The organism is Enterobacter cloacae complex sp. 6730903, assembly GCF_048283985.1.
Taxonomy (GTDB): domain Bacteria; phylum Pseudomonadota; class Gammaproteobacteria; order Enterobacterales; family Enterobacteriaceae; genus Enterobacter; species Enterobacter hormaechei_C.
Genome location: NZ_JBLVXX010000001.1, coordinates 105,659 through 130,630 on the forward strand (window position 1 = coordinate 105,659; position 24,972 = coordinate 130,630).

Sequence of the window (24,972 nt, forward strand, 5' to 3'; positions counted from 1 at the left end):
TCTCCTTTATTACATCTTCTCGTACGGCTTAAAGCGTTGTTGCAGGCCGCGCAGCTGGTCGATTCGCGCATCGTAGCGGGCCTGTTGCAGGCTGCCAAGCTTCACCTGCGAGCTGGCGCTGCTCAGCAGGGAAATGGCCTGATCGAGACGACCCGCCAGCGCCAGACCTTCCGCACGCGCGGCCAGCTCCTGATCGCGGTTACCCAGTTGCCCCTGGGCCTGTGCGAGCAGCTCCCAGCCGTTCTGGTCGTCTTTATTGTTAAAGGTGTAGCGGTTCAGAATAGTCACCGCCTCGCCGGGCTGGCCGCCCTGTAGGTAGGCGTTCGCCAGGTTAAGCTGCAATACCGGATTGTTGCGAATGTCTTTCGCCCCTTTCAGACGGTTGATCGCATCGGTCGCTTTTTTCTGCCCCAGATCGATATCGGTGGCGAGGTCGAGATACCACGGATTGTCAGGCGCCGCCGCCAGCAGCGGCTGTAGCGCTTTACGCGCTTCATCGTACTTGCTGGCCTCCATCGCCTGGAGCGCCTGACCATACTGCGCCGCGTTCTTCTCGCGCACGTTGCCTTTCGCCAGCGCGTCCAGCAGATCGCTGGTGAGCTGATTACGTCCGGAGTTGTACATGCCAAGCGTTCTCACTTTGGCCATGTAGAAATCCTGCGAAGACTGCACCACGACCGGACGCATCTGGTTGGCACGGTTACGCGCATCCGAGAGACGGCTTTCCGGCAGCGGGTGGGTCAACAGAATTTCAGGCGGGCGCGACGAGTAGCGTGCCTGATCGAGCAGTTTTTCCAGGAAGCTCGGCATGGCCTGCGGGTCAAAGCCGGAACGCTGTAAAACCTGAATGCCGATGCGGTCTGCTTCCTGCTCGTTCTGCTGGGTGAAGCTGATCATCCCCTGACGCGTCCCCGCCAGCGTCCCGGTAAGCGCCGCCATCCCGGCCTGCGGGCTGGCCATCGCCAACAGAATAGAACCCAGCGCGCCCACCCAGGTAAGCGGGGCGTTACGCTTCTGATCTTCCATTGCACGCGCCAGATGGCGCTGGGTGACGTGCGAAATTTCGTGCGCCATGACGGACGCCAGCTGGCTTTCGTTATCGGAATAACGGAACAACGCCGAATGCAGCACCACGTTCCCGCCAAAGAAGGCGAAGGCGTTGATTTCGTCGTTATTGATTAAATAGAAGTGGAAGGGCGTTTTTACCGAGTCGGCGTGCGCCACCAGACGCATCCCCAGACCGTTGATGTACTGCACCAGCAAAGGGTCGTTAATCAGCGGAGCACTGCCGCGCAGCTGGCGTACGTAATAATCACCCATCTGCATCTCCTGCCCGATGGAGAGCGTGCTTCCTGCCGTGGTGCCCATGTCCGGCAATGAATCGGACGAGTCAGCGAAAGCGGGCAACACCTGACCCACCGTCACGGCGGCAATCAGTGTCGCAACCAGTGTTTTTCTCAACTGCCTGAACATAACCACTGTCCTGTATTTTGGATGTGCTAATTTGACCGATGAACCCGCATAACGTTCATCTCCGCTGCTCTGCGAGTGTAGCCGTGTTAAGAGATGAAGAAAATCCCATTCATCAGGGTTTTGCGAAACCTGACAGTGAAACAAAAAGGAAAGTCTTTTTTGTGACAGTTAGATACAATTCACCGTCTCACTCCCGCCATTCGATTCAGGGAAGGGTTGTATGCTCGAAATGTTAATGCAGTGGTATCGGCGTCGGTTTAGCGACCCGGAAGCCATTGCTTTGCTGGTCATTCTGGTTGCCGGATTCGGTATCCTGTTCTTCTTTAGTGGCCTGCTGGCACCGCTACTGGTGGCGATTGTGCTGGCGTATCTGCTGGAGTGGCCCACCGCGCGTCTGGAACATATCGGCTGTTCCAGACGCTGGGCGACCAGCATTGTTCTGGTGCTGTTTGTCGGCATTCTGCTGCTGATGTCCTTCGTGGTGATGCCCATCGCCTGGCAACAGGGGATCTACCTGATCCGCGATATGCCCGGCATGCTGAACAAACTGTCTGATTTTGCCGCCACGCTGCCGCGCCGCTATCCTGCGCTGATGGACGCCGGGATCATCGATGCGATGGCCGAAAACATGCGCGCCCGCATCATGACCATGGGTGATTCGGTGGTGAAATACTCTCTGGCCTCGCTGGTCGGCCTGCTGACGCTTGCGGTTTACCTTGTTCTCGTGCCGCTAATGGTGTTTTTCCTGGTCAAAGATAAAGAGCAGATGCTGAATGCGGTACGCCGCGTGCTGCCGCGCAATCGCGGTCTCGCCGGTCAGGTCTGGCAGGAGATGAACCAGCAAATCACCAACTACATTCGCGGCAAAGTGCTGGAGATGATTGTGGTGGGCGTGGCGACATGGATTGGTTTCGTGATCTTCGGGCTGAACTACTCGCTGCTGCTGGCGGTGCTGGTCGGATTCTCGGTTCTGATCCCGTATATCGGCGCGTTTGTGGTGACCATTCCGGTAGTCGGTGTGGCGCTGTTCCAGTTTGGTCTGGGTACGGAGTTCTGGAGCTGTTTCGCCGTATACCTGATTATTCAGGGACTGGACGGGAACCTGCTGGTACCGGTGCTGTTCTCAGAAGCCGTTAACCTGCATCCGCTGGTGATTATCCTGTCAGTGGTGATTTTCGGTGGGCTGTGGGGATTCTGGGGCGTGTTCTTCGCCATTCCGCTGGCGACGCTGATTAAAGCCGTGGTCCACGCGTGGCCGGATGTGCCGGCGGTGGAGGAGAAGTAGATTTAGTGCGGGCTGATGCCCTCACCCCAACCCTCTCCCACGGGGAGAGGGGGCAAACACTAAAAACGGTAGCGCATGCTACCGTTTTGCATTTACCTTGTAGGCCGGGTAAGCGCAGCGCCACCCGGCACTAAAATGATCACGCGTTCTCTTTCAGCCACTTCAACACTACGTCGTGGTGGTTGCTGGTTTTGAAATCATCAAACACGTGCTCAACTTTACCATCAGCGTCAATCAGGAAGCTGATGCGGTGAATACCGTCGTACGTTTTGCCCATAAAGGACTTCTCACCCCAGACGCCAAACTGCTCGCAAACCTGGTGGTCTTCATCGGAAAGCAGCGTGAAGTTCAGCAGCTCTTTTTCCGCAAAGCGTGACAGCTTCTCTGGCTTATCGGTGCTGATGCCCAGCACTTCCACACCGACCTTTTTCAACTCATCCATGTTGTCGCGTAGACCGCAGGCCTGTACGGTACAGCCCGGGGTCATGGCTTTCGGGTAGAAATAGACCAGAACACGCTGTCCCTGGAAGTCGGTCAAATTTACTTGCTCGCCGTCTTGATCCGGTAAGCTAAATTTCGGTGCGATATCACCGGCTTTCAGTGGGTTCATTACTCAACTCCATCCTGTTCGTGCTGCGAATAATCGACGACGCTTATACTGCCTTGCGCGTGTAATTCTGTACAGAGGGCTTTGAACGCTTGCTCGATATTTGACGCATCCTGCGAGGCAGGGCTGTGTGCGGTAATTTGAATAAACAGCGTCGGGATTGCGTTTTCATCGCCCGGCTGCGTGCGGGAAACCAGTTCGGCAATGTTCATCTGATGGCTGTCAAACAGCGCCGTAAAACGTTCAATCAGATGAGGTGAATCAGGCACTTCAACCTGTACCCAGACCGTGGCAGGCAGAGCCGGACGCGGGCGCGCGGTGGTGCGCTTCATCACAATCAGTAAATCCAGCTCTGCGCCTTTCAGCGGCAGGGTAGATTCGATGAGGGTAATGGCATTCCATGTTCCGGAAAGCAGCATAATGAACGTGAACTCTTCGCCAAGCATAGCCAGCCGGCTGTCTTCGATGTTGCAGCCGCAGCTGCTCACGTGGCGAGTGATGGTATTCACGATACCCGGCCTGTCAGCACCCAGCGCAGTGATAACCAGGTAATGTTGTGATGAGGTTGTCAAACCTGTTCTTCCTTTGCGTGGTTAAGTCTTCCTAAGGAAAGCATAAAAAAAACATGCATACAACCGCCTGAGAGCCTCAGGTCGCTTGCTTTTATTACAGTTCCAAACGTAACATTGAGGCTCTTGTTCGCACAGAGGATGGCTCATGTTCACGGGAAGTATTGTCGCGCTTGTTACACCGATGGATGAAAAAGGTAATGTCTGCCGGTCAAGCATGAAGAAGCTCATTGATTACCATGTCGCCAATGGAACCTCGGCGATCGTTTCGGTAGGGACTACCGGTGAATCCGCTACGCTGAGCCACGAAGAGCACGGCGACGTTGTGATGCTGACCCTGGAACTGGCGGACGGGCGTATTCCGGTCATCGCGGGGACGGGCGCAAACGCAACCGCAGAAGCTATCAGTCTGACCCAACGTTTTAACGACAGCGGCATTGTCGGCTGTCTGACGGTGACCCCTTATTACAACCGTCCTACTCAGGAAGGTTTGTTCCAGCATTTCAAAGCCATCGCTGAACATACTGACTTGCCACAAATTCTGTATAATGTGCCGTCCCGTACCGGTTGCGATATGCTGCCGGAAACCGTTGGCCGTCTCTCGAAAGTAAAAAATATTATCGGGATTAAAGAGGCGACAGGGAACTTAAGCCGCGTTCATCAGATCAAAGAGCTGGTTTCAGACGACTTTATCCTGTTGAGCGGTGATGATGCGACCGCGCTGGACTTTATGCAGCTCGGTGGTAACGGCGTGATTTCCGTGACGGCGAACGTGGCGGCGCGCGATATGGCTGACATGTGCAAACTGGCCGCAGCCGGTCACTTTGATGAAGCACGCGTGATTAATCAGCGTCTGATGCCGTTGCACAATAAATTATTTGTCGAACCCAATCCGATCCCAGTGAAATGGGCATGTAAGGAGTTGGGGCTTGTAGCAACCGACACGCTGCGTCTGCCAATGACACCGATTACCGACCACGGTCGTGAAATTGTCGCTGGCGCGCTGAAGCATGCCGGTTTGCTGTAAAGTTTAGGGAGATTTGATGGCTTATTCAGTACAGAAGTCGCGCCTGGCGAAGGTTGCGGGTGTTTCGCTTGTTATGCTCCTCGCTGCCTGTAGTTCAGACTCGCGCTACAAGCGCCAGGTGAGCGGTGATGAATCCTATCTGGATGCGCCGCCGCTTGCTGAACTTCACGCGCCTGCCGGCATGATCCTGCCGATCCAGAACGGTGATTATAATATTCCGGTTACTAACGGCAGCGGCCTGGTGGGTAAAGCGCTTGATATTCGTCCGCCAGCTCAGCCTCTGGCGCTGGTGAGCGGCGCGCGCACGCAGTTTACCGGTGATACAGCTTCTCTGCTGGTGGAAAGCGCACGCGGTACCACGCTGTGGCCGCAGGTTGTGAGCGTCATTCAGTCGAAAAACTATACGATTGATAAACGCGACGACGCCAGCCAGACTTTAACCACCGACTGGATTGAGTGGAACCGTCTCGATGAAGACCAGCAGTACCGTGGTCGTTATCAAGTCTCCGTTAAGCCGCAGGGTTATCAGCAGGCGGTTACCGTTAAGCTGTTGAATCTTGAGCAGGCAGGAAAACCGGTTGCCGATCCGTCCGCCATGCAGCGCTACAGCACCGAAATGCTGAACGTGATTGCAGCGGGTCTGGATAAGAACGCTACCGATGCCGCAAACGCCGCGCAGAACCGTAACGGCTCAACCTTTGACGTGCAGAGCGGTGCAGACGATACCGGCCTGCCAATGCTGGTGGTGCGTGCGCCGTTTAACCAGACCTGGCAGCGCCTGCCAGCAACGCTTGAAAAAGTGGGCATGAAGGTGACCGACAGCACCCGCTCAACGGGCAGCATCACAGCGACCTATAAGCCGCTGTCTGATAGCGCCTGGCAGGAGCTGGGGGCAAGCGATCCACAGCTGCCTTCCGGTGACTACAAAATCCAGGTTGGCGACCTCGATAACCGCAGCAGCCTGCAATTTATCGATCCGAAAGGACACACGCTGACCCAGTCGCAGAACGATGCGCTGGTCGCTGCCTTCCAGGCCGCATTCAGCAAATAATAGTGAGGGCTGGTTAATCCAGCCCTTTTTATTTTCGTGCCACGCAAACGTGTGCGTGGCATAATATGGCCAGTTTTGAATACAAATCATCACACCAGGAGTAATGAAGATGCAGAAGCAAGCTGAGTTGTATCGTGGCAAAGCGAAAACCGTATACAGCACGGAAAACCCGGATCTGTTGGTGCTCGAATTCCGCAATGATACGTCAGCAGGAGACGGCGCACGCATTGAGCAGTTCGATCGTAAGGGCATGGTGAACAACAAGTTCAACCACTTCATTATGACCAAACTGGCTGAAGCCGGTATCCCGACTCAGATGGAAGCGTTGCTGTCCGATACGGAATGTCTGGTAAAAAAACTGGATATGGTGCCGGTTGAGTGCGTGATCCGTAACCGTGCCGCAGGCTCCCTGGTGAAGCGTCTGGGCATTGAAGAGGGTATCGAACTGAATCCACCGCTGTTCGATCTGTTCCTGAAAAACGACGCCATGCACGACCCGATGGTCAACGAATCCTACTGCGAAACCTTCGGCTGGGTAAGCAAAGAGAACCTGGCGCGCATGCAGGAACTGACCTACAAAGCCAACGACGTGCTGAAAAAGCTGTTTGATGACGCGGGCCTGATCCTGGTCGACTTCAAGCTGGAGTTCGGTCTGTATAAAGGCGAAGTGGTGCTGGGCGACGAATTCTCTCCGGACGGCAGCCGCCTGTGGGACAAAGAGACGCTGGATAAAATGGACAAAGACCGTTTCCGCCAGAGTCTGGGTGGAGTGGTCGAAGCGTACGAAGCGGTTGCTCACCGTTTAGGCGTTAAGCTCGACTAAACTGCGCATTTGCCAAAGGATGTTGGCATCCTTTGGCGTCTTATCCTTGTTTACTATGGTAATCCTTTCATTAACCGCCTACGATCATAGCTATTATAAATGGAATAGTTCGAGGTGTTTATGCGCTGGCAAGGGCGTCGTGAAAGTGACAACGTAGAAGACAGACGCAGCAGTGGTGGCGGTGGTCCGTCTATGGGCGGGCCAGGTTTCCGGTTACCCAGCGGCAAGGGCGGCATTATTCTGCTGGTCGTTGTGCTGGTGGCGGGCTACTACGGCGTCGACCTGACCGGTTTGATGACCGGTGAAACCGGGCAACAGCAGCAGTATTCTCAGCGCTCCATCAGCCCAAATGAAGATGAAGCGGCGAAATTTACTTCCGTTATTCTCGCGACGACCGAAGATACCTGGGGTCAGCAGTTCGAGAAAATGGGGCGGACTTATCAGCCGCCAAAACTGGTGATGTACCGGGGCGCAACCCGCACCGGCTGCGGCACCGGGCAGTCCGTTATGGGGCCGTTCTACTGCCCGGCGGACAGCACCGTCTATATCGATCTCTCCTTCTATGACGACATGAAAAGCAAGCTGGGCGCCGACGGCGATTTTGCCCAGGGCTACGTGATTGCGCATGAAGTCGGCCACCACGTGCAGAAGCTTCTCGGCATTGAGCCTAAAGTGCGTCAGATGCAGCAGAATGCTTCTCAGGCGGAGGTGAATCGTCTGTCCGTACGTATGGAGCTTCAGGCCGACTGCTTCGCTGGCGTCTGGGGACACAGCATGCAGCAGCAGGGCGTGCTGGAAACAGGCGATCTGGAAGAGGCCCTGAATGCCGCACAGGCGATTGGTGATGATCGCTTGCAACAGCAGAGCCAGGGGCGCGTTGTGCCGGACAGCTTTACCCATGGTACCTCAGAGCAGCGCTACAGCTGGTTTAAGCGTGGCTTCGACAGCGGCAACCCGTCGCAGTGTAATACCTTCGGCAAAGCTATGTGATGTTGGGGTTTGAACAGCTGGTTAACCAGCTTCAGCGTATCGGGCACCGCCGGCTGGTGGTGCTCAGCGGCGATGAAGCGTGGACGTTGAGCCAGGCGACCATCCTGCGCGATACGTTACCAGGAGACTGGCTGTGGCTGGAGGAAAACCCCTCTAAGGCCATCAGCGGCCTGCTGGGACGTGAATACCTGCACGCCGTTTTTGACGCGCGTCGCGGGTTTGACGTCTCGGCCTTCGCCGCCCTCAGCGGGACCCTGCGCGCCGGAAGCCTTCTGGTGCTGCTGGTGCCGCCGTTCTCCGTCTGGGCTGACAGGCCCGACGCGGATTCTCTGCGCTGGAGCGACAGCGCCGAGCCGATCGCCACCCCGCACTTTGTTCACCACTTTTGCCGGACGCTTGCCGCCGATTCAGATGCCATCGTCTGGCATCAACATCGTCCTCTGTGCCTTCCCGTTGCGCCAGATTTACCCGCCTGGCAGCCCGCCAACGGTGAACCGCAGCGCGAGCAGGCTGAGATCCTCGACGCTCTTCTGACCATGCCTGCGGGCGTGGCCGCCGTGACGGCGCCGCGCGGACGCGGGAAGTCCGCCCTGGCGGGCATGTTGCTGAGCGGCATTCAGGGGAGTGCAGTCGTGACGGCACCGGCAAAAGGGGCGACGGATGTCATCGCGCGTTTCGCCGGGGAACATTTTCACTTTATGGCCCCGGATGCGCTGCTGGCCTCCACCACAGAAGCTGACTGGCTGATTGTCGATGAGGCGGCCGCCATCCCCGGCCCGCTGCTGGAGAAGCTGGCGTCGCGCTTTCCCCGCGTGTTGCTGACCACCACGGTGCAGGGTTATGAAGGCACGGGCAGGGGATTCCTGCTGAAGTTCTGCGCCCGGTTCAGCGGGCTGCGGCGGTATACCTTATCCACGCCTGTTCGCTGGGCTGCCGGATGCCCCCTTGAGCGGACAGTGGCGAACGCGCTGCTGTTCGACGATGCGCTTATCGATCGCAAACCGGCAGGGGAGGTACGTTTAACGTCGCTGAAGTCCGGGATATGGGAGAGCGATCCGGCGCGCGGGGCAGGCGTGTATGAGCTGCTGTGTGCCGCGCACTACCGGACGTCACCCCTCGATTTACGCCGGATGATGGACGCCCACGGCCAGCACTTTGCTGTTGCTCAGGCGGGCGCGGAGATCGCGGGCGCGCTCTGGCTGGTGGAGGAGGGGGGATTACCCCCTGAACTTAGCCGCGCAGTCTGGGCGGGCTTTCGTCGGCCGCGTGGAAATCTGGTGGCGCAGTCGCTGGCAGCGCACGGCGGCTCGCCGCTCGCGGCGACGCTGAAAGGCCGACGCGTCAGCCGCATTGCGGTTCATCCCCATCGCCAGCGGGAAGGCATCGGCCAGCGGCTGATCCGCAGTGCCAGCGGAGAAGATTATCTCTCGGTCAGCTTTGGCTATACCGACGAGCTGTGGCGTTTCTGGCGGCAGTGCGGGTTTGTGCTGGTGCGAATGGGCAGTCACCGGGAAGCCAGCAGCGGGTGCTATACGGCGATGGCGTTGCTGCCGCTGAGCGAGGCGGGGCATCAGCTCTGCGAACAGGCGCATCAGCGGTTATGTCGTGATATGCGCGTCCTGTCGGCCTGGAATGGCGAAAAGATCCCGGTGACGGATTCATGGGAAGCTACCCTTAATAGTGACGACTGGCTGGAGCTGGCGGGGTTTGCCTTTGCTCACCGGGCGTTTTCAACTTCGGTTGCGGCGCTGACCCGGTTGCTGTTAGCCGTGGACATGTCGCTCCCGGCGCTGCGGGGGAAAATGGAAGGGAATATGCATGATTTCGGGCGCAAAGCGTTGCTGGCGAAGCTACGCGAGGAAACCGCTTACGCGCTTGAAAGCCTTGATTACCCCCGCAGCCAGCAGCTGAAAGCCGATATTTTGCAATGGCAATTTTTTCAATGACTTCTTCAGTAAAGTGGCATGGTCATTACCCCGCAGAGGCGTAAAATCCTGCTTATCAATTAAGGAGATCGCCATGAAACATGACCATTTTGTAGTGCAAAGCCCGGATACGCCTGCTAAACAGCTCCTGCTTCTGTTTCATGGCGTGGGCGACAATGCCGTCAATATGGGACAGATTGGCAGCTGGTTTGCACCCGTTTTCCCACACGCGCTGATCGTCAGCATCGGCGGCGTAGAGCCGTGCGGTCCGGACGGGCGGCAGTGGTTTTCCGTCGAGGGCGTGACGGAGGAGAATCGTCAGGCGCGTATTGATGCCGTTATGCCAGCCTTTATCGATACTGTGCGTTACTGGCAGCAGCAGAGCGGCGTAGGCGCCGACGCAACGGCGCTGATTGGCTTCTCTCAGGGGTCAATCATGTCGCTGGAAAGCGTAAAAGCGCAGCCCGGACTGGTGTCCCGCGTGATTGCCTTCAACGGGCGTTTTGCGACGTTACCGCAAAGCGCGACCACGCAGACCACGATCCATCTCATTCATGGGGGGGAAGACCGGGTAATTGAGCTTTCGCATGCGGTAGCTGCCCAGGAGACGCTGATGCGCGAGGGCGGAGATGTGACGCTGGATATCGTAGACGATCTGGGGCATGCCATTGACGATCGCAGCATGCAGTTCGCGCTCGATCATCTGCGTTATACCGTACCGAAGCACTACTTTGATGAAGCGCTCAGCGGCGGTAAGCCGAATGACGATGATATTGTAGAGTTTATTTAAACATTTCCCCTCACCCTAACCCTCTCCCCAAAGGGAGAGGGAACAAAACACCCCTCGCCCCTCCGGGGAGAGGGGCCGGGGGTGAGGGGTGTGTACAATTACTTCTTCTGGTCCTTCTTCGGCCAGTCGTCTTCATCGTCCCACTTGTCGTTAAAATCACGGTGCGGCGGAAGATCCGGTTTGTTGGCAAGGAACTTTTTGTGGTCAACGCGCTTGAGATCTTTAATCACGTTAAGCAGCACGCCTACCAGAAACACCAACACCAGAATCCACCAGTACTTTGAAAGCCAGTCCATTCGCTAATCCTCTGTAAGCACCCGTCAGGCGACGAGCTGCTCCATAATACGTTGATACATGCGGGCCAGCAGTTGTAAATCGGCAGCGTTCACGCATTCATTGATTTTGTGAATCGTCGCGTTAACCGGACCCAGTTCGACAACCTGTGCGCCCATGCGGGCAATAAAGCGTCCGTCAGACGTGCCGCCCGTTGTCAGCAGCTGTGGCTTAATTTCATTATAGTGCGCAATGGCGTTCACCACCGCATCCACTAGTTTACCGCGCTGCGTCAGGAACGGCTGGCCAGACAGCCACCAGTCGAGGGTATAGCGCAGCTGATATTTCTCGAGCAGCGCAATCACACGCGCTTTGATCATCTCGTCGGTCAGTTCGGTACTGAAGCGGAAGTTAAACTGGACGAAGAGATCGCCGGGAATGACGTTGTTGCTGCCGGTGCCGGCCTTGATGTTGGCTATCTGCATGCTGGTTGGCGGGAAAAATTCATTGCCTTTATCCCATTCAATGCCCACCAGTTCGTTCAGCATCGGCGCGGCGCGGTGTACCGGGTTATCTGCCAGGTGCGGATAGGCAACGTGGCCCTGCACGCCATGTATGGTCAAATTGCAGGTCAGGGAGCCACGGCGGCCATTCTTCACTACGTCGCCCACCACTTCGGTGCTGGACGGTTCGCCCACCAGACAGTAGTCCAGACGTTCATTGCGCGCCATCAGCGCCTCAACGACCTTCACGGTGCCGTTGTGGGCGCTGGCTTCTTCGTCGGAGGTAATCAAAAACGCAAGACGGTTTTTATGGTTCGGATGCTGGGCGACGAAACGTTCTGCCGCCACGACCATCGCAGCCAGGGAACCTTTCATGTCCGCAGCGCCGCGTCCGAAAAGCATGCCGTCGCGAATGGTCGGTTCAAAAGGCGGGTTGATCCAGCGGTCTGCGTCGCCTGCGGGAACTACGTCGGTATGTCCGGCAAACGCCAGCGTCTCTCCCTGACCGCGCCATGCCCAGAAGTTCTGCGTATCGCCAAAATCCATGTGCTCCACGGTAAAACCGATGGCACGCAGGCGCTCAATCATTAATGCCTGACAACCTGCGTCGTCCGGGCTAAGGGAAGGACGGCGAATAAGCTGCTGAGTCAGCTCAATGACCGGGCATGACATAGACTACACCTCAACGAAAAAATCTGAATAAAGGGTTTCACTGAAACCCAGCAGCATAGGCTGACCTGGCTTGCAGAGCAATGGGCGTTTGATGATTGCCGGCATTTCAAGCATCAGTTTGGCTGCGCTGTCGGCGTCGTTGATCGTGGCCCGGAGAGATTCATCCAGTTTTCGCCAGGTGGTGCCGCGGGTATTCAGCAGCGCTTCCCAGCCCAGTTCGTTGATGGCGGAATGGAGAAACGCGGGGTCAAGCCCGTCGGCACGGTAATCGTGGAAGCGATAGTCGATGTTGTGTGCTTCCAGCCAGCGGCGGGCTTTTTTAATCGTGTCGCAATTATTAATGCCGTACATCACAACCATAGTGAATCCTTTTGTTCTTTTGTGGATTAAATGTTCAATATTTTCGACGATATATCCTTAAGTGGAATATAACACATTCGGAATTTTTCAGGATTTACAATTCTCCATAATTCAACGAACAGCTGTAAGCTGAATAGTCTTTCATCTTTTAAGCGTAGTTGTCCACCCTGTTTAAATTGCCAATAAACTCAGGGGGAAATTAAAAATGCTGTCATTTTTCCGACTATTTCAAAATATTGCTGTAGGTCACATAAAATTTACCCGGCAACGCTCATAGTGATCCTAAACCTACCAGCACAGCGGGGCTCAATCACAGCAATCGGTTAAAGTGGCTTCACAATGATGATACGTTTTCGTAGAATGCGCATAATAATAAGAGAGGTTGTTATGATTGAACGTGAACTGGGGAACTGGAAAGATTTTATCGAAGGCATGCTTCGTAAATGAATTTCCAGTAAGAAATGCAAGAGCACTTAATTAACTAAAATAACCATAGTGTGAACGAATCACATAATAAAAAGGCGGCCTGTAAAGCCGCCTTTTTTATTTCAACGGGTTATTCCGGCTTATCCTTCAGCGGAAAACGACGGCGTATCAGCACAAAGAACAGCGGTACGAAATAGATAGCCAGAATCGTCGCGGAAATCATTCCCCCCATAACGCCCGTTCCCACCGCGTGCTGGCTGCTGGAGCCTGCGCCGGAGCTGGTGGCCATCGGCAGGACGCCAAACACAAACGCCAGAGAGGTCATCAGGATCGGACGCAGGCGCTGACGACAGGCGTGCAGCGTGGCGGCCATTAGTTCGTGACCTTTGGCATTCATCTCATTGGCAAATTCGACGATCAGAATGGCGTTTTTCGCCGACAATCCGATTACGGTGAGAAGTCCGACCTGGAAATAGACATCATTTTCCAGGCCGCGCATCCAGGTTGCCAGCAGCGCGCCGATGACCCCAAGAGGCACCACCAGCATCACCGAGAACGGCACTGACCAGCTTTCATACAGCGCCGCCAGGCAGAGGAACACCACCAGCAGCGAAAGGGCATACAGGGCAGGCGCCTGCGCGCCGGAAAGCCGTTCCTGGTAGGACATCGCCGTCCACTCCAGACCAAAGCCGGTCGGTAACTGCTGAACCAGTTTTTCCATTATGTCCATTGCGGTACCGGTACTCACGCCCGGCGCGGCTTCACCGACAATCTCCAGCGCCGAATAGCCGTTGTAACGCTCCAGACGCGGTGAACCGGTCTCCCAGCGTGACGTCGCAAATGCCGAGAACGGCACCATGCCGCCGGTGTTATTGCGCACATACCAGCGGTTGATATCGTCCGGCAGCATGCGGTATTTGGCGGCAGACTGAACGTAGACCTTCTTCACGCGGCCGCGATCCATAAAGTCATTCACGTAGCTTGAGCCCCATGCCGTTTGCAGGGTGTCGTTAATGTCGTCGATGGAGACGCCCAGCGCCTGCGCTTTACGCTGGTCGATATCCACCTGTAGCTGAGGGCTGTCATCCAGACCGTTATGACGAACGCGGGTAAGCTGCGGATCTTTCCCGGCCAGCTCCAGCAGTTTATCGCGAGCAGCCATCAACGCGTCATGCCCGGCACCCGCGTGATCCTGAAGCTCCATATCAAACCCGGCTGAGCTGCCCAGGCCGCTGATGGCGGGCGGGCTGCTGGCGAAAACGCGCGCTTCCTTGATTTTGTTGAACGCTTTGGTTGCACGCTCAATGATGGCAAAGGAGGAGCCGGTATCGCTGTCGCGCTGGTCCCAGTCTTTCAGGCGCACAAACATACGCGCCACGTTCTGCCCGTTACCGCCAGGGCCAGAGCCGACGGTGGAGAAGACGGAAACCACGTTATCTTTCTCCTGAGTATGGAAGTAGTTCTCAACCTTCTGCACCACTTTCAGGGTCTGCTGCTGGGTCGAGCCGCTCGGTAACTGTACGGAGGTGATAAACATGCCGCGATCTTCCAGCGGCAGGAACGAGGTTGGCAGTCGCAGGAACAGGAAGACCATGCCGCCGAGCAGCAGGACATAAACCACCATCCAGCGTACGCTGCGGTGCAGAACTTTACCCACCCCCGCTTCATAGCGCGCCGCATTGCGGTTAAACATGCGGTTAAACCAGCCGAAGAAGCCTTTTTGACCGTGGTGTTCGCCCTTATGCAGCGGTTTGAGCAGCGTTGCGCACAGGGCAGGGGTAAGGATCATCGCCACCAGTACGGAGAGCACCATCGCGGAAACGATGGTGATCGAGAACTGGCGATAAATCGCGCCCGTGGTGCCGCCAAAAAATGCCATCGGGATAAATACCGCCGACAGCACCATGGCGATACCGACCAGCGCGCCCTGAATCTGTCCCATCGATTTGCGCGTGGCCTTGCGGGGCGAAAGCCCTTCCTCGCTCATGATGCGTTCAACGTTTTCCACCACCACGATGGCATCATCCACCAGCAGGCCGATGGCCAGCACCATGGCGAACATGGTCAGGGTGTTGATGCTGTAACCGAAGGCATACAGCACCGCAAAGGTGCCCAGCAGCACCACCGGCACCGCAATAGTGGGGATCAGCGTGGCGCGGAAGTTTTGCAGGAACAGGTACATCACGAGGAACACCAGCGCGATAGCTTCGAGCAGGGTTTTCACCACATCTTCGATGGAGGCTTTTACGAACGAGGTGGTTTCGTAGGCGACTTTGTACTCCAGTCCGTGCGGGAAGTAATGCGACAGTTCATCCAGACGCTCTAAGACCCGCTGCGCGGTCGCCATTTCGTTGGCGCCGGAGGCCAGTTTCACCCCCAGCCCGGACGCGGCATTGCCGTTAAAGCGGCTCAGGTAGTCATATTTTTCCGCCCCCATTTCCACGGTGGCGACATCCCCCAGACGCACTTCCGAACCGTCCTGATTCACGCGCAGAGTAATATCGCGGAACTGTTCAGGCGTCTGGAGCAGCGACTGCGAGTTGATGGTGGCATTAAGCGCCTGGTTATCCACGGACGGCGTACCGCCGAGCTGCCCCACGGCAATCTGGGCGTTCTGCGATTCGATAGCGTCAGTGACATCTTTGGCGGTCATCTGCACGCTGTTCAGCTTGTTGGGATCCAGCCAGATACGCATGGAGTACTGCGAGCCGTAGACGTCGATATCCCCCACGCCGTTGATACGGCTGAGCGGGTCCTGAATATTACTGGCGACGTAGTCCGCGATGTCCTGCTTATCCATTGAGCCATCGGTTGAAACAAACGCGATGGTCAAAATATTGGTGTCACCGGTTTTACGCACGGTCACCCCCTGGTTCTGCACCGCCTGAGGCAGTTTACGCAGGGCCGATTGCAGCTGGTTTTGCACCTGCTGCACCGCTTCATCCGGATCCGTGCCCGCCGTAAAGCTCAGGGTTACCGTCGCCTGGCCCGTGGCGCTGCTCTGCGAGGACATGTACATCAGATTATCGAGACCCGTCATGTTCTGCTCGATAACCTGGGTGACGGTATTTTCCAGCGTCTGTGCCGAGGCGCCAGGGTAGTTCGCCGTGATACGCACGTTGGGGGGCGCGAGGTCAGGGTATTGCTCAACAGGAAGGGAAGTAATCGCCAGGACACCCGTCAGACACAACAGGATTGCAAGCACCCAGGCAAAAATGGGGCGATCGATGAAAAAATTCGCCATTAAAGTGTGACCTCGTTTTGCTGCACGTCATTATTGTTTATTGCCCGCCTAACTTTAGCGGTAAGGCCCAGGTCAAACGTGGAGAAATAAAGGAGATAATGTAAATTATCATGCGCTTTTTTCAGCGCGCCTTCTTTCCCGCTATTTTTCAGCCTGCGCCGCAGGCGTCCGGAACGTCACGCTGACCTGTGTCCCGCCCTGTGGCGGCTGAGAAAAGTGTAATGTCCCGCCGAGCCGTCCCGCGCGTTCGCGCATGATATTCAGCCCGTAATGCCCCGGCGGTTCACTGGCGTCGCCGATACCAATGCCGTTGTCGCGGATCGTGACCGTGTGAGTGCCGTCCGCGGTGGTGACGCAGCTGACCACAATCTCGCTGGCGCCGGCATGTTTAATCGCATTCAGCACTGCCTCACGCACAATCTGTAAGAGGTGCACCTGTTTTTGCGCGTCCAGCGCCAGCGATGAGAGACGGCAGTCGAGCACCAGCTTCGCGCGGGTCTGGCTTTGCAACCCGTCGAGAGACTCCTGTAGCGCGGCAGGAAGATTGGCGTGATTGAGCGTCAGGCGGAAGGTGGTGAGCAGCTCGCGTAGCTGATGCCAGGCGTTATTCAGCTCGCGAGAGAAATCCGTGATGATGGTCTGCGCCGGCGCATTGTCGCCCGGCACGGCATGCTTCAGCAGCGTAAGCTGAATACGCAAATAGGAGAGCACCTGCGCCAGCGAATCATGCAGCTCGCGCGCGATGGTGGCGCGCTCCTCCATCAGCAGCAGCTGCTGATAATGTTTCTGCGCCTGATTAAAATAGAGCCCCCGGCCCAGCATCGTCGCCACGCTTTCCATGAGCGGCAGCGGAACATCCCCGGTCGCGCTTTGCCAGCGCAGTTCGCCGTACAGGGTGTCCTGCATTAACACCGGTAAAGTGTGCATTTTCTCGCCCGGGGATTCCTGTCCTTCGTAAAGCTGCCAGTCGTCACTGGTGCGCAATTGCAGGTAATTCATCTGCGTATAGTCATGCACAATCTGCAAAATATGCCGGAAGCAGTGGCTGTCTATCTGCCCGGTATTCAACGCCTGTGAGCATTTGAACAGCATTTCGAGCTGCTGATGCGCTTCATTCAGGTGGCGGGTTTTTTCGGCAACGGAGTGCTCAAGGGAGCGGTACAAAGTGTGTAATTCCGCCGACATATGGTTGAAGGCGCGTGAAAGCTGGCCCAGCTCGTTGGGCAGCATAGTATCCGGCGCGGGGGTATCGAACTGCCCCTGTTCGATACGCTCGCTTGCCGCCACCAGATTATTCAGCGGCAGCACAACCTGGCGGCGGATGCGCCGCAGGGTCACCACCGCCAGCAGCAGAATGCCCAGGCCGCCCGTCAGCGACATGCAAATCACCAGCTGAATTTTATGTTCGGTGTAGTGCTGAAGCGCCAGCACAAAGGCATCTATCCGGCCCACGAAATCCTCTATGTGGTTCTGATACCACCCGGTATCGCCGCTGGCGATGCGCGTGTCCATCTCCTGCCAGCCAAGGTGCAACTGCTGGTAACGCTGTTTGACGTCCTCAGGCACATACCACCGGTTTAGCTTCTGCAACGCAGGCGCGCCCAGCGTTTTCTGCCAGACCGCGCGGTGCTCCGCCAGCGACGGGCTGGCGCGCTGCATTTCGTAGCCCAGGCGGTAGCTCTGCATACGCAGCGAACCGGCGATATTAATCGCCTCGGCGTCGCGCTGGCTGCTGGCGAGTGTAACCAGCGCAATGGCGCTGATCAGAACGGACAAGACAATCATCGAAAAGAAAGCCCGAGCCAGGCTTCCCGATACGGGGCGTTTAACGGTCACTCATCAGCTTCCTGAATTAAATTGATCTGCCACAGGTTCACTGGAAATAGTTCGCCTTCCTGGGCATTTGAACATTGCGTCGCCATGCCGCTGTGGGTAAATACGATAACAATAGAAAGAATAAGGTTATTGAACCAAAAACAGGTGTTGTTATGAATCGTTTTATTATGGCCAACGCTCAACAGTGTATCGGTTGTCGCGCCTGCGAAGTTGCCTGTGTGATGGCGCACAACGGGGAGCAGCACGCGCTGAGCGAGCGCCATTTTCATCCCCGCATTACGGTCCTTACCTCAGGCTTGCGAAAAAGCCCCGTGACCTGCCACCACTGTGAAAACGCGCCCTGCGCGCAAAGCTGCCCGAACGGAGCCATCACGCAACACAGCGACAGCGTACAGGTCAATCAACAAAAATGCATTGGCTGTAAAGCCTGCGTGGTGGCCTGTCCGTTTGGCACGATGGACATGCTGATCGCCCCGCTGGAAAACGACAGCGTAAAGGCCTCGGCACACAAATGCGACCTCTGTCTGGAAAGGCCGCAAGGCCCGGCCTGCGTTGAAAACTGCCCGGCGGAGGTGCTTACGCTCGCCACCCCAGCCGTACTGGATAAGCTGGTTAAGCAGCGCCGACAGCGCAGTGCAAGGCTGGACGCGCTGCCGTGGCACAGCGAGGCGGTTCAGTCAGTCTCTCCGCAAACCAAACGGCAACAGATGCAAAACACCCCGGCGCGCGGTGAGCCGGATAAGCTCAGCCCCGAAGCACGTGCAGGCCATTTTAACGAGATCTACCTGCCGTTTCGCCCGGAACAGGCGCAGCGCGAGGCATCCCGGTGCCTGAAATGTGGCGAGCACAGCATTTGCGAGTGGACCTGCCCGCTGCATAACCACATTCCGCAGTGGATTGAGCGGATCAGGGCGGGGGATATCGTCGGTGCGGCTGAGCTTTCTCACCAGACTAACTGTTTACCGGAAATTACCGGCCGCGTCTGCCCACAGGATCGATTATGTGAAGGCGCCTGCACCCTGCGGGATGCGTCAGGGGCAGTAACCATCGGGAATATCGAACGGTATATCTCGGATCGGGCGCTGGCGATGGGCTGGACGCCGGACGTCAGCCACGTTAAGCCGGTCGGTAAGCGCGTCGCCATCATCGGTGCCGGTCCGGCAGGGCTGGCCTGCGCCGACGTACTGGTGCGCAGCGGCGTCGGTGTGACGGTCTACGACCGCCATCCGGAAATCGGTGGATTGCTGACCTTTGGTATTCCTGCCTTCAAGCTGGATAAATCCCTGTTAGCGCGGCGCAGAGAGATATTCAGCGCGATGGGTATCCGCTTCGAGCTGAACTGCGAGGTGGGAAAAGACGTGTCGATGACCCAACTGCAAAACGACTACGATGCCCTGTTCATCGGCGTAGGGACCTATCGTTCCATGAAAGCGGGTATCCCTCACGAAGACGCGCCGGGCGTGTACGACGCGCTGCCGTTTTTAGTGGCAAACACGCGGAACGTGATGGGCCTTGACCCTGCCGCAGACGAGCCGTTTATCGACACGCAAGGGTTAAACGTGGTGGTGCTCGGCGGGGGCGATACGGCGATGGACTGCGTGCGCACCGCGCTGCGGCATGGCGCGGCGAAAGTCACCTGCGCCTATCGGCGGGACGAGGCCAACATGCCGGGCTCAAAGAAAGAGGTTAAAAACGCGAAAGAAGAGGGCGCGGCGTTTGAATTTAATGTCCAGCCGGTTGAGCTCACGCTGGATACTGACGGGAAGGTCAACGGTATCCGGATGCTGCGCACCCGTCTGGGCGAGCCGGATGCGCAGGGGCGGCGGCGTCCTGTCCCGGTGGCGGGCAGTGAGTTTGTTATGCCAGCGGATGCGGTGATCATGGCGTTTGGGTTTAATCCGCACGCCATGCCGTGGCTTCAGGCGCAGGGCGTCGACACCGACGACTGGGGGCGCATCAGGGCCTCCGTGGAGAGCCGTTATCGCTACCAGACCTCGAATCCGCAGATTTTTGCTGGCGGTGATGCGGTACGCGGTGCGGATCTGGTGGTCACCGCGATGGCGGAAGGGCGTCATGCCGCGCAGGGGATCATGGACTGGCTTGGCGTGCCGCCGCGCAACATGCATTAACGCAGACGGGCGACAAAGCGGGCTTCACGGCGTAGTATAAACAGACTCATTTTGCCGTGGAGCCCGTATGTCCCTGAACATTAGCGTTATTAAAGACAAAATCCTTTCTGAAAATTACTTTGTCCTGCGTAACATCACTTACGATCTCACCCGTAAGAACGGGGAAGTCATTCGCCATAAACGCGAAGTCTACGACCGGGGCAATGGTGCAACCATTCTGCTGTATAACCGTGAAAAGCAAAGCGTGGTGCTGATCCGCCAGTTTCGCATCGCGACATGGGTCAATGGCAACGCGGACGGACGGCTGATTGAAACCTGTGCAGGTCTGCTGGATGACGATGAGCCGGAAGTGTGTATCCGCAAAGAAGCCATTGAGGAGACGGGCTTTGAAGTGGGGGCGGTGCAGAAAGTCTTTGAGCTGTTTATGTCCCCTGGCGGGGTTACCGAGCTGATCCACTTCTTCATTGCGGAATATACCGATGCCCAGCGCACGCACCGGGGCGGCGGCGTGGACGATGAAGACATTGAAGTGCTGGAAATGCCTTTCGCGCAGGCTGTTGACATGGTGAAACGCGGCGAGATCCGCGACGGTAAAGCGGTGATCCTGTTGCAGTATCTGCAAACCAGCGGGCTGATGAATGCGGCGGCGGCAGCGCGATAAGTTGTATTTCAGATAAATCTATCCGATAAATCCGATTGAGCCAGCCCGCCCAGGGCACGAAGATACGCCCCAGATTGACCTATTCGTTTCCGGGGCTGTGCCGTTCATGCGCTACTGCGTTTTTCTTCTCTTCTTCATTTGCGTGCTTCCCGCGCCTCGGGTGTGGGCTGCGCCTGCGCAGCAGTCTTTTTCAGACTGGCAGGTGACCTGCAATAACCAGAACTTTTGCGTAGCGCGCAACACCGGCGAGCATCGCGGTCTGGTCATGACGCTGAGCCGCAGTGCGGGGGCAAAAACGGACGCCAGCCTGCGCATCGATCTCGGCGGGCTTTCAGCGCCTCCGGTGAAAGAGCCTGACATCGCCCCGCGCCTGCTGCTCGACAATGTGCCGCTTAAACTCACGTCGCAACACTGGCAGTTAACCCCCTGGCATCTTAAAACAGACGATACGGCCACCATCACCACGTTTCTGAAAACCATTCAGGAAGGGCAGGCGCTGACCCTGCGCGGGGGGAAGCAGACAATCTCTCTGGCCGGGCTAAAAGCGGCGCTGCTGTTTATCGATGCCCAGCAAAAACGCGTCGGAAGTGAAACGGCATGGATTAAAAAAGGGGATAGTCCACCGCTGAGCGTGCCGCCTGCGCCGGCATTAAAAAAGGTGGCGGTGGTGAACCCCACGCCAACGCCGCTGACGCATAACGAACTCAACGATCTGCTGGATTATGGTACCTGGCGCATGAACCACAGCCAGTGCTCTCTCGATCCGAACCGGCGTGAAGTGCGCGTGACCGCGCTGACCGATGACAAAGCGCTGATGATCATCAGCTGTGAGGCGGGGGCGTACAACACCGTCGACCTGGCGTGGCTGGTGTCGCGTAAAAAACCATTTGCGGCCAGGAGCGTGAGATTGCGCCTGCCGTTTACCCCTTCCAGCCAGAGTAGCGACATGGAGCTGATGAATGCCAGCTTCGATGAAAAAACGCGCGAGCTGACCACGCTGGCGCTGGGACGCGGGATTGGCGACTGTGGGATCCAGACCCGCTGGCGTTTTAACGGCCAGCGCTTCCGCCTGGTACGCTACGCGGAAGAGCCAAGCTGTGATAACTGGAATGGGCCAGATGCCTGGCCCACGCTGTGGATCACAAGGTAGGGTTTTGCCGGGTGGCGCTGTCGCTTACCCGGCCTACGTTTTAGCGATTTGTAGGCCCGGTAAGGCGTAGCCGCCACCCGGCAACGCAGATCGCATTACAGCACGCTCAGCGCCTTCTCCACCACGTTCTCAACGGTAAACCCGAAATACGGGAACAGCTTGTCGGCCGGGGCGGATTCACCGTAACCATGCATCCCGACAATTGCCCCTTTCAGACCCACATATTTGTACCAGTAGTCGGCAATGCCAGCTTCAACCGCCACGCGCGCCGCGACGTTTGAAGGCAGCACCGATTCGCGGTACGCCTCATCCTGAGCATCAAAGATATCCGTTGAAGGCAGGGAAACCACGCGCACCGCATGACCCTCAGCGGTCAGTTTCTCCGCCGCTTTTACCGTGATTTCCACCTCGGAACCGGTGGCGATCAGGATCACGTCTGGCTTGCCGCCGCTGTCTTTCAGGATGTACCCGCCGCGGGCGATATTTTTCACCTGCTCCGGCGTGCGTTCGATCTGCGCCAGGTTCTGGCGCGACAGGATCAGCGCCGTAGGTCCGTTATGACGCTCTACGGCCAGCTTCCAGCCCACTGCCGCTTCAACCTGATCGCACGGACGCCAGGTGCTGAAGTTTGGCGTTAAGCGCAGGCTCGCCAGCTGCTCCACCGCCTGGTGCGTCGGCCCGTCTTCACCCAGCCCGATGGAATCGTGGGTATACACCATGATCTGCCGCGCCTTCATCAGGGCCGCCATACGCGCCGCGTTACGGGCATATTCGACAAACATCAGGAAGGTGGCGGTGTACGGCACGAAGCCGCCGTGGTGGGCGATGCCGTTGGCAATGGCGGTCATCCCGAACTCGCGCACGCCGTAGTGGATGTAGTTCCCGGCAATGTCCTCCTTCAGAGATTTAGAGCCGGACCAGATGGTGAGGTTACTTGGCGCCAGATCCGCCGAGCCGCCCAGCAGTTCGGGCAGGATTGGGCCAATTGCGTTCAGGGTGTTTTGTGATGCCTTACGGGTGGCAATTTTCGCCGGGTTGGATTGCAGGTTTTCAATCAGCGCCTGGGTTTTCTCTTCCCAGTCTTCCGGCAGGCCGCCGCTCATGCGGCGGGTAAACTCAGCCGCCAGCTCCGGATACGCTTTTTTGTAAGCGGCAAACTTCTCGTTCCAGGCCTGCTGCGCTTTTTCACCTGTTTCGCGAGCATCCCAGGCCTTGTAGATCTCTTTTGGGATCTCAAAGGCCGGGTGTTTCCAGCCCAGTTTCTGGCGGGTCAGCGCCACTTCCTCTTCACCCAGCGCCGCGCCGTGCGCCTCCTCTTTGCCCGCTTTGTTCGGCGAGCCGAAGCCGATGGTGGTGCGGCAGATGATCAGGGACGGTTTGTCCTTCACGCTCTGCGCTTCCTGAATCGCTTTTTTCACCGCCTCAGGATCGTGACCGTCGATCTCGTGCACCACGTGCCAGTGATAGGCTTCAAAGCGTTTCGCCGTGTCGTCGGTAAACCAGCCCTCGGTTTCCCCGTCAATGGAGATGCCGTTGTGATCGTAGAAGCCAATCAGCTTGCCCAGCCCCAGGGTGCCCGCCAGCGAGCAGACCTCGTGGGAGATCCCCTCCATCAGGCAGCCATCACCCATAAAGACATAGGTGTAGTGATCGACAATCTCGTGGTCAGGCTGGTTGAACTGCGCAGCCAGCGTACGTTCGGCAATCGCCAGGCCAACGGCATTCGCCAGCCCCTGGCCCAGCGGGCCGGTAGTGGTTTCAACGCCCGGCGTATAGCCGATCTCCGGGTGGCCCGGCGTTTTGGAGTGCAGCTGGCGGAAGTTTTTTAACTCCTCAAGCGGCAGATCGTAGCCGGAAAGGTGCAGCAGGCTGTAGAGGAGCATCGAGGCGTGCCCGTTGGAAAGAATAAAACGGTCGCGGTCGTACCAGGTCGGGTCGGTCGGGTTGTGCTTCAGGAAGTCGTTCCACAGCACTTCGGCGATATCAGCCATACCCATGGGGGCGCCAGGGTGGCCGGAATTGGCTTTTTGTACGGCATCCATGCTGAGGGCGCGAATGGCGTTGGCGAGCTCTTTACGGGACATAGTTCACTCCGTGGCAAGGTTAAAGTTTGGCGGCGAGAAGATCTTCGAGTTTGCGCTGGTCGACGGCGAACTGACGGATGCCGTCCGCCAGTTTTTCCACGGCCATTGGGTCCTGATTGTGCTCCCAACGGAATTCCGCTTCGGTCATGGGTTTTGGTTTCGGCAGAACGGTAGAGGTTGGCACCAGCTTGCGGATCACCGTCTCTTCACTCTCCTGAAGCTTTTTCAGCAGGTCAGGGGAGATGGTCAGCCGGTCGCAGCCCGCGAGCGCGAGGATCTGCTCGGTGCGGCGGAAGCTGGCCCCCATCACGATGGTCTCGTAGCGGTGCTGCTTGTAATAATCGTAGATATTCCGCACCGATTTCACGCCGGGATCTTCGTCCACCACATACGGGTCCATCGGCTGTTTCGCCTGATACCAGTCGTAGATACGCCCGACAAACGGTGAAATAAGGAACACGCCCGCTTCGGCGCAGGCGCGCGCCTGGGCGAAGGAGAACAGCAGCGTCAGGTTACAGTTGATCCCCTCTTTCTCCAGCACTTCCGCCGCGCGGATGCCTTCCCAGGTGGAGGCAAGCTTGATCAGGATGCGTGACTTATCGATCCCCTGCTCCTGGTAGAGTTCCACCAGGCGGCGAGCCTTGTTAATGCTCTTTTCCTGATCGAATGAGAGGCGGGCATCCACTTCGGTGGAGACGCGTCCCGGTATGCTTTTAAGAATTTCCGCACCGATATTGACCGCCAGCTTGTCGCTGGCCTCGGCGACCTGCTGCTCCTGCGTTTTCCCGCGCTGTTTGCCGTAGGCAAGGGCGTCATCAATCAGATGACTAAAGTGCGCAAGACCGGCCGCCTTGAGCAGCAGCGAGGGGTTGGTGGTCGCGTCTTCCGGCTGGTAGTGACGAATCGACTCAATGTCGCCGCTGTCTGCAACCACGGTGGTAAATTGTTTGATGCCGTCTAGCTGGTTCATAATTACTCCTTGGAAATAAAAGAGTTAGTCGAGTGCGTCAGGTCACACTTCTGAGAAAATCATGATGGACTTAACAAAAAAGCATAGCAGACGGGGGAGGCATTGCTGTCTGAGACGGGTAACA

Annotated in this window: 21 protein-coding genes; 11 read left to right on the plus strand and 10 right to left on the minus strand. The window is 57.2% G+C overall.

What is annotated here, in order from left to right; translation table 11 throughout:
* Positions 1–9: 9 nt before the first annotated feature.
* Entirely contained in the window at positions 10–1,473 is a 1,464-nt protein-coding gene (gene bepA, locus ACNQ0W_RS00475; RefSeq protein ID WP_062933277.1) for a beta-barrel assembly-enhancing protease, read from the minus strand.
* A 220-nt stretch (positions 1,474–1,693) separates the two neighbouring features.
* Between bepA and ACNQ0W_RS00480 the strand changes: the two genes are divergently transcribed.
* A complete protein-coding gene (locus ACNQ0W_RS00480; RefSeq protein ID WP_003860546.1) occupies positions 1,694–2,758 on the plus strand; it encodes an AI-2E family transporter in 1,065 nt (354 codons plus the stop codon).
* Between the two features lie 139 nt (positions 2,759–2,897).
* On the opposite strand, the gene bcp is transcribed toward ACNQ0W_RS00480, so the two are convergent.
* Complete coding sequence (bcp, locus tag ACNQ0W_RS00485) at positions 2,898–3,368, minus strand: thioredoxin-dependent thiol peroxidase (protein ID WP_015572198.1); 471 nt, start codon at positions 3,366–3,368, stop codon at positions 2,898–2,900.
* Positions 3,368–3,937 carry a glycine cleavage system transcriptional repressor gene (locus ACNQ0W_RS00490; protein ID WP_000213743.1) on the minus strand — a complete coding sequence of 190 codons (570 nt, stop codon included), beginning with the start codon at positions 3,935–3,937 and terminating at the stop codon, positions 3,368–3,370. Before ACNQ0W_RS00490 ends, bcp begins: the two co-directional genes overlap by 1 nt.
* Positions 3,938–4,082: 145 nt before the next feature.
* Between ACNQ0W_RS00490 and dapA the strand changes: the two genes are divergently transcribed.
* The 6 genes from dapA to ypfH all read left to right on the plus strand — a co-directional run bounded on the left by dapA (position 4,083) and on the right by ypfH (position 10,540).
* Positions 4,083–4,961 carry a 4-hydroxy-tetrahydrodipicolinate synthase gene (dapA, locus tag ACNQ0W_RS00495; RefSeq protein WP_003860542.1) on the plus strand — a complete coding sequence of 293 codons (879 nt, stop codon included), beginning with the start codon at positions 4,083–4,085 and terminating at the stop codon, positions 4,959–4,961.
* A gap of 16 nt (positions 4,962–4,977) precedes the next feature.
* Positions 4,978–6,012, plus strand: a complete 1,035-nt coding sequence (gene bamC, locus ACNQ0W_RS00500) for an outer membrane protein assembly factor BamC (protein WP_032669408.1) — start codon at positions 4,978–4,980, stop codon at positions 6,010–6,012.
* A gap of 109 nt (positions 6,013–6,121) precedes the next feature.
* Positions 6,122–6,835 (plus strand): phosphoribosylaminoimidazolesuccinocarboxamide synthase, encoded by a 714-nt coding sequence (purC, locus tag ACNQ0W_RS00505; RefSeq protein ID WP_001171626.1) that lies wholly within the window; start codon positions 6,122–6,124, stop codon positions 6,833–6,835.
* 120 nt (positions 6,836–6,955) lie between these two features.
* A complete protein-coding gene (locus ACNQ0W_RS00510; protein WP_001303362.1) occupies positions 6,956–7,825 on the plus strand; it encodes a neutral zinc metallopeptidase in 870 nt (289 codons plus the stop codon).
* On the plus strand, positions 7,825–9,771 hold the full coding sequence (locus ACNQ0W_RS00515) for a tRNA(Met) cytidine acetyltransferase TmcA (RefSeq protein ID WP_062933276.1): 1,947 nt from the start codon (positions 7,825–7,827) through the stop codon (positions 9,769–9,771). The genes ACNQ0W_RS00510 and ACNQ0W_RS00515 overlap by 1 nt, the downstream gene beginning before the upstream one ends.
* A 73-nt stretch (positions 9,772–9,844) precedes the next feature.
* Positions 9,845–10,540 (plus strand): esterase, encoded by a 696-nt coding sequence (gene ypfH, locus ACNQ0W_RS00520; protein ID WP_062933275.1) that lies wholly within the window; start codon positions 9,845–9,847, stop codon positions 10,538–10,540.
* A gap of 98 nt (positions 10,541–10,638) precedes the next feature.
* On the opposite strand, the gene ACNQ0W_RS00525 is transcribed toward ypfH, so the two are convergent.
* Genes ACNQ0W_RS00525 through ACNQ0W_RS00535 form a run of 3 tightly spaced genes read right to left on the minus strand, consistent with a single transcriptional unit; the run spans position 10,639 to position 12,348 of the window.
* A complete protein-coding gene (locus ACNQ0W_RS00525) occupies positions 10,639–10,836 on the minus strand; it encodes a YpfN family protein (protein ID WP_000383991.1) in 198 nt (65 codons plus the stop codon).
* 24 nt (positions 10,837–10,860) lie between these two features.
* Positions 10,861–11,988: a succinyl-diaminopimelate desuccinylase gene (dapE, locus tag ACNQ0W_RS00530; RefSeq protein ID WP_017383496.1), complete on the minus strand. Its 1,128-nt coding sequence runs from the start codon at positions 11,986–11,988 to the stop codon at positions 10,861–10,863.
* A 3-nt stretch (positions 11,989–11,991) separates the two neighbouring features.
* A complete protein-coding gene (locus ACNQ0W_RS00535) occupies positions 11,992–12,348 on the minus strand; it encodes an ArsC family reductase (protein WP_062933274.1) in 357 nt (118 codons plus the stop codon).
* 387 nt (positions 12,349–12,735) lie between these two features.
* Between ACNQ0W_RS00535 and ypfM the strand changes: the two genes are divergently transcribed.
* Positions 12,736–12,795 (plus strand): protein YpfM, encoded by a 60-nt coding sequence (gene ypfM / locus ACNQ0W_RS00540; protein WP_015572204.1) that lies wholly within the window; start codon positions 12,736–12,738, stop codon positions 12,793–12,795.
* A gap of 109 nt (positions 12,796–12,904) precedes the next feature.
* Here ypfM and acrD read toward each other — a convergent pair whose 3' ends face one another.
* Together acrD and narQ are read right to left on the minus strand one after the other, a co-directional pair.
* A complete protein-coding gene (gene acrD / locus ACNQ0W_RS00545; protein ID WP_116329926.1) occupies positions 12,905–16,018 on the minus strand; it encodes a multidrug efflux RND transporter permease AcrD in 3,114 nt (1,037 codons plus the stop codon).
* A 141-nt stretch (positions 16,019–16,159) separates the two neighbouring features.
* Positions 16,160–17,854, minus strand: a complete 1,695-nt coding sequence (gene narQ / locus ACNQ0W_RS00550) for a nitrate/nitrite two-component system sensor histidine kinase NarQ (protein ID WP_417933160.1) — start codon at positions 17,852–17,854, stop codon at positions 16,160–16,162.
* A gap of 152 nt (positions 17,855–18,006) precedes the next feature.
* On the opposite strand from narQ, the gene aegA reads away from it, so the two are divergent.
* The 3 genes from aegA to ACNQ0W_RS00565 all read left to right on the plus strand — a co-directional run bounded on the left by aegA (position 18,007) and on the right by ACNQ0W_RS00565 (position 21,794).
* A complete protein-coding gene (gene aegA, locus ACNQ0W_RS00555; RefSeq protein WP_074135718.1) occupies positions 18,007–19,983 on the plus strand; it encodes a formate-dependent uric acid utilization protein AegA in 1,977 nt (658 codons plus the stop codon).
* 67 nt (positions 19,984–20,050) lie between these two features.
* A complete protein-coding gene (nudK, locus tag ACNQ0W_RS00560; RefSeq protein WP_062933270.1) occupies positions 20,051–20,644 on the plus strand; it encodes a GDP-mannose pyrophosphatase NudK in 594 nt (197 codons plus the stop codon).
* A 106-nt stretch (positions 20,645–20,750) separates the two neighbouring features.
* Positions 20,751–21,794 carry a DUF1176 domain-containing protein gene (locus tag ACNQ0W_RS00565; protein ID WP_062933269.1) on the plus strand — a complete coding sequence of 348 codons (1,044 nt, stop codon included), beginning with the start codon at positions 20,751–20,753 and terminating at the stop codon, positions 21,792–21,794.
* 95 nt (positions 21,795–21,889) lie between these two features.
* On the opposite strand, the gene tkt is transcribed toward ACNQ0W_RS00565, so the two are convergent.
* Together tkt and tal are read right to left on the minus strand one after the other, a co-directional pair.
* Positions 21,890–23,878 (minus strand): transketolase, encoded by a 1,989-nt coding sequence (gene tkt, locus ACNQ0W_RS00570; RefSeq protein ID WP_015572216.1) that lies wholly within the window; start codon positions 23,876–23,878, stop codon positions 21,890–21,892.
* 19 nt (positions 23,879–23,897) lie between these two features.
* A complete protein-coding gene (gene tal / locus ACNQ0W_RS00575; RefSeq protein WP_062933268.1) occupies positions 23,898–24,848 on the minus strand; it encodes a transaldolase in 951 nt (316 codons plus the stop codon).
* Between the last annotated feature and the right edge of the window lie 124 nt (positions 24,849–24,972).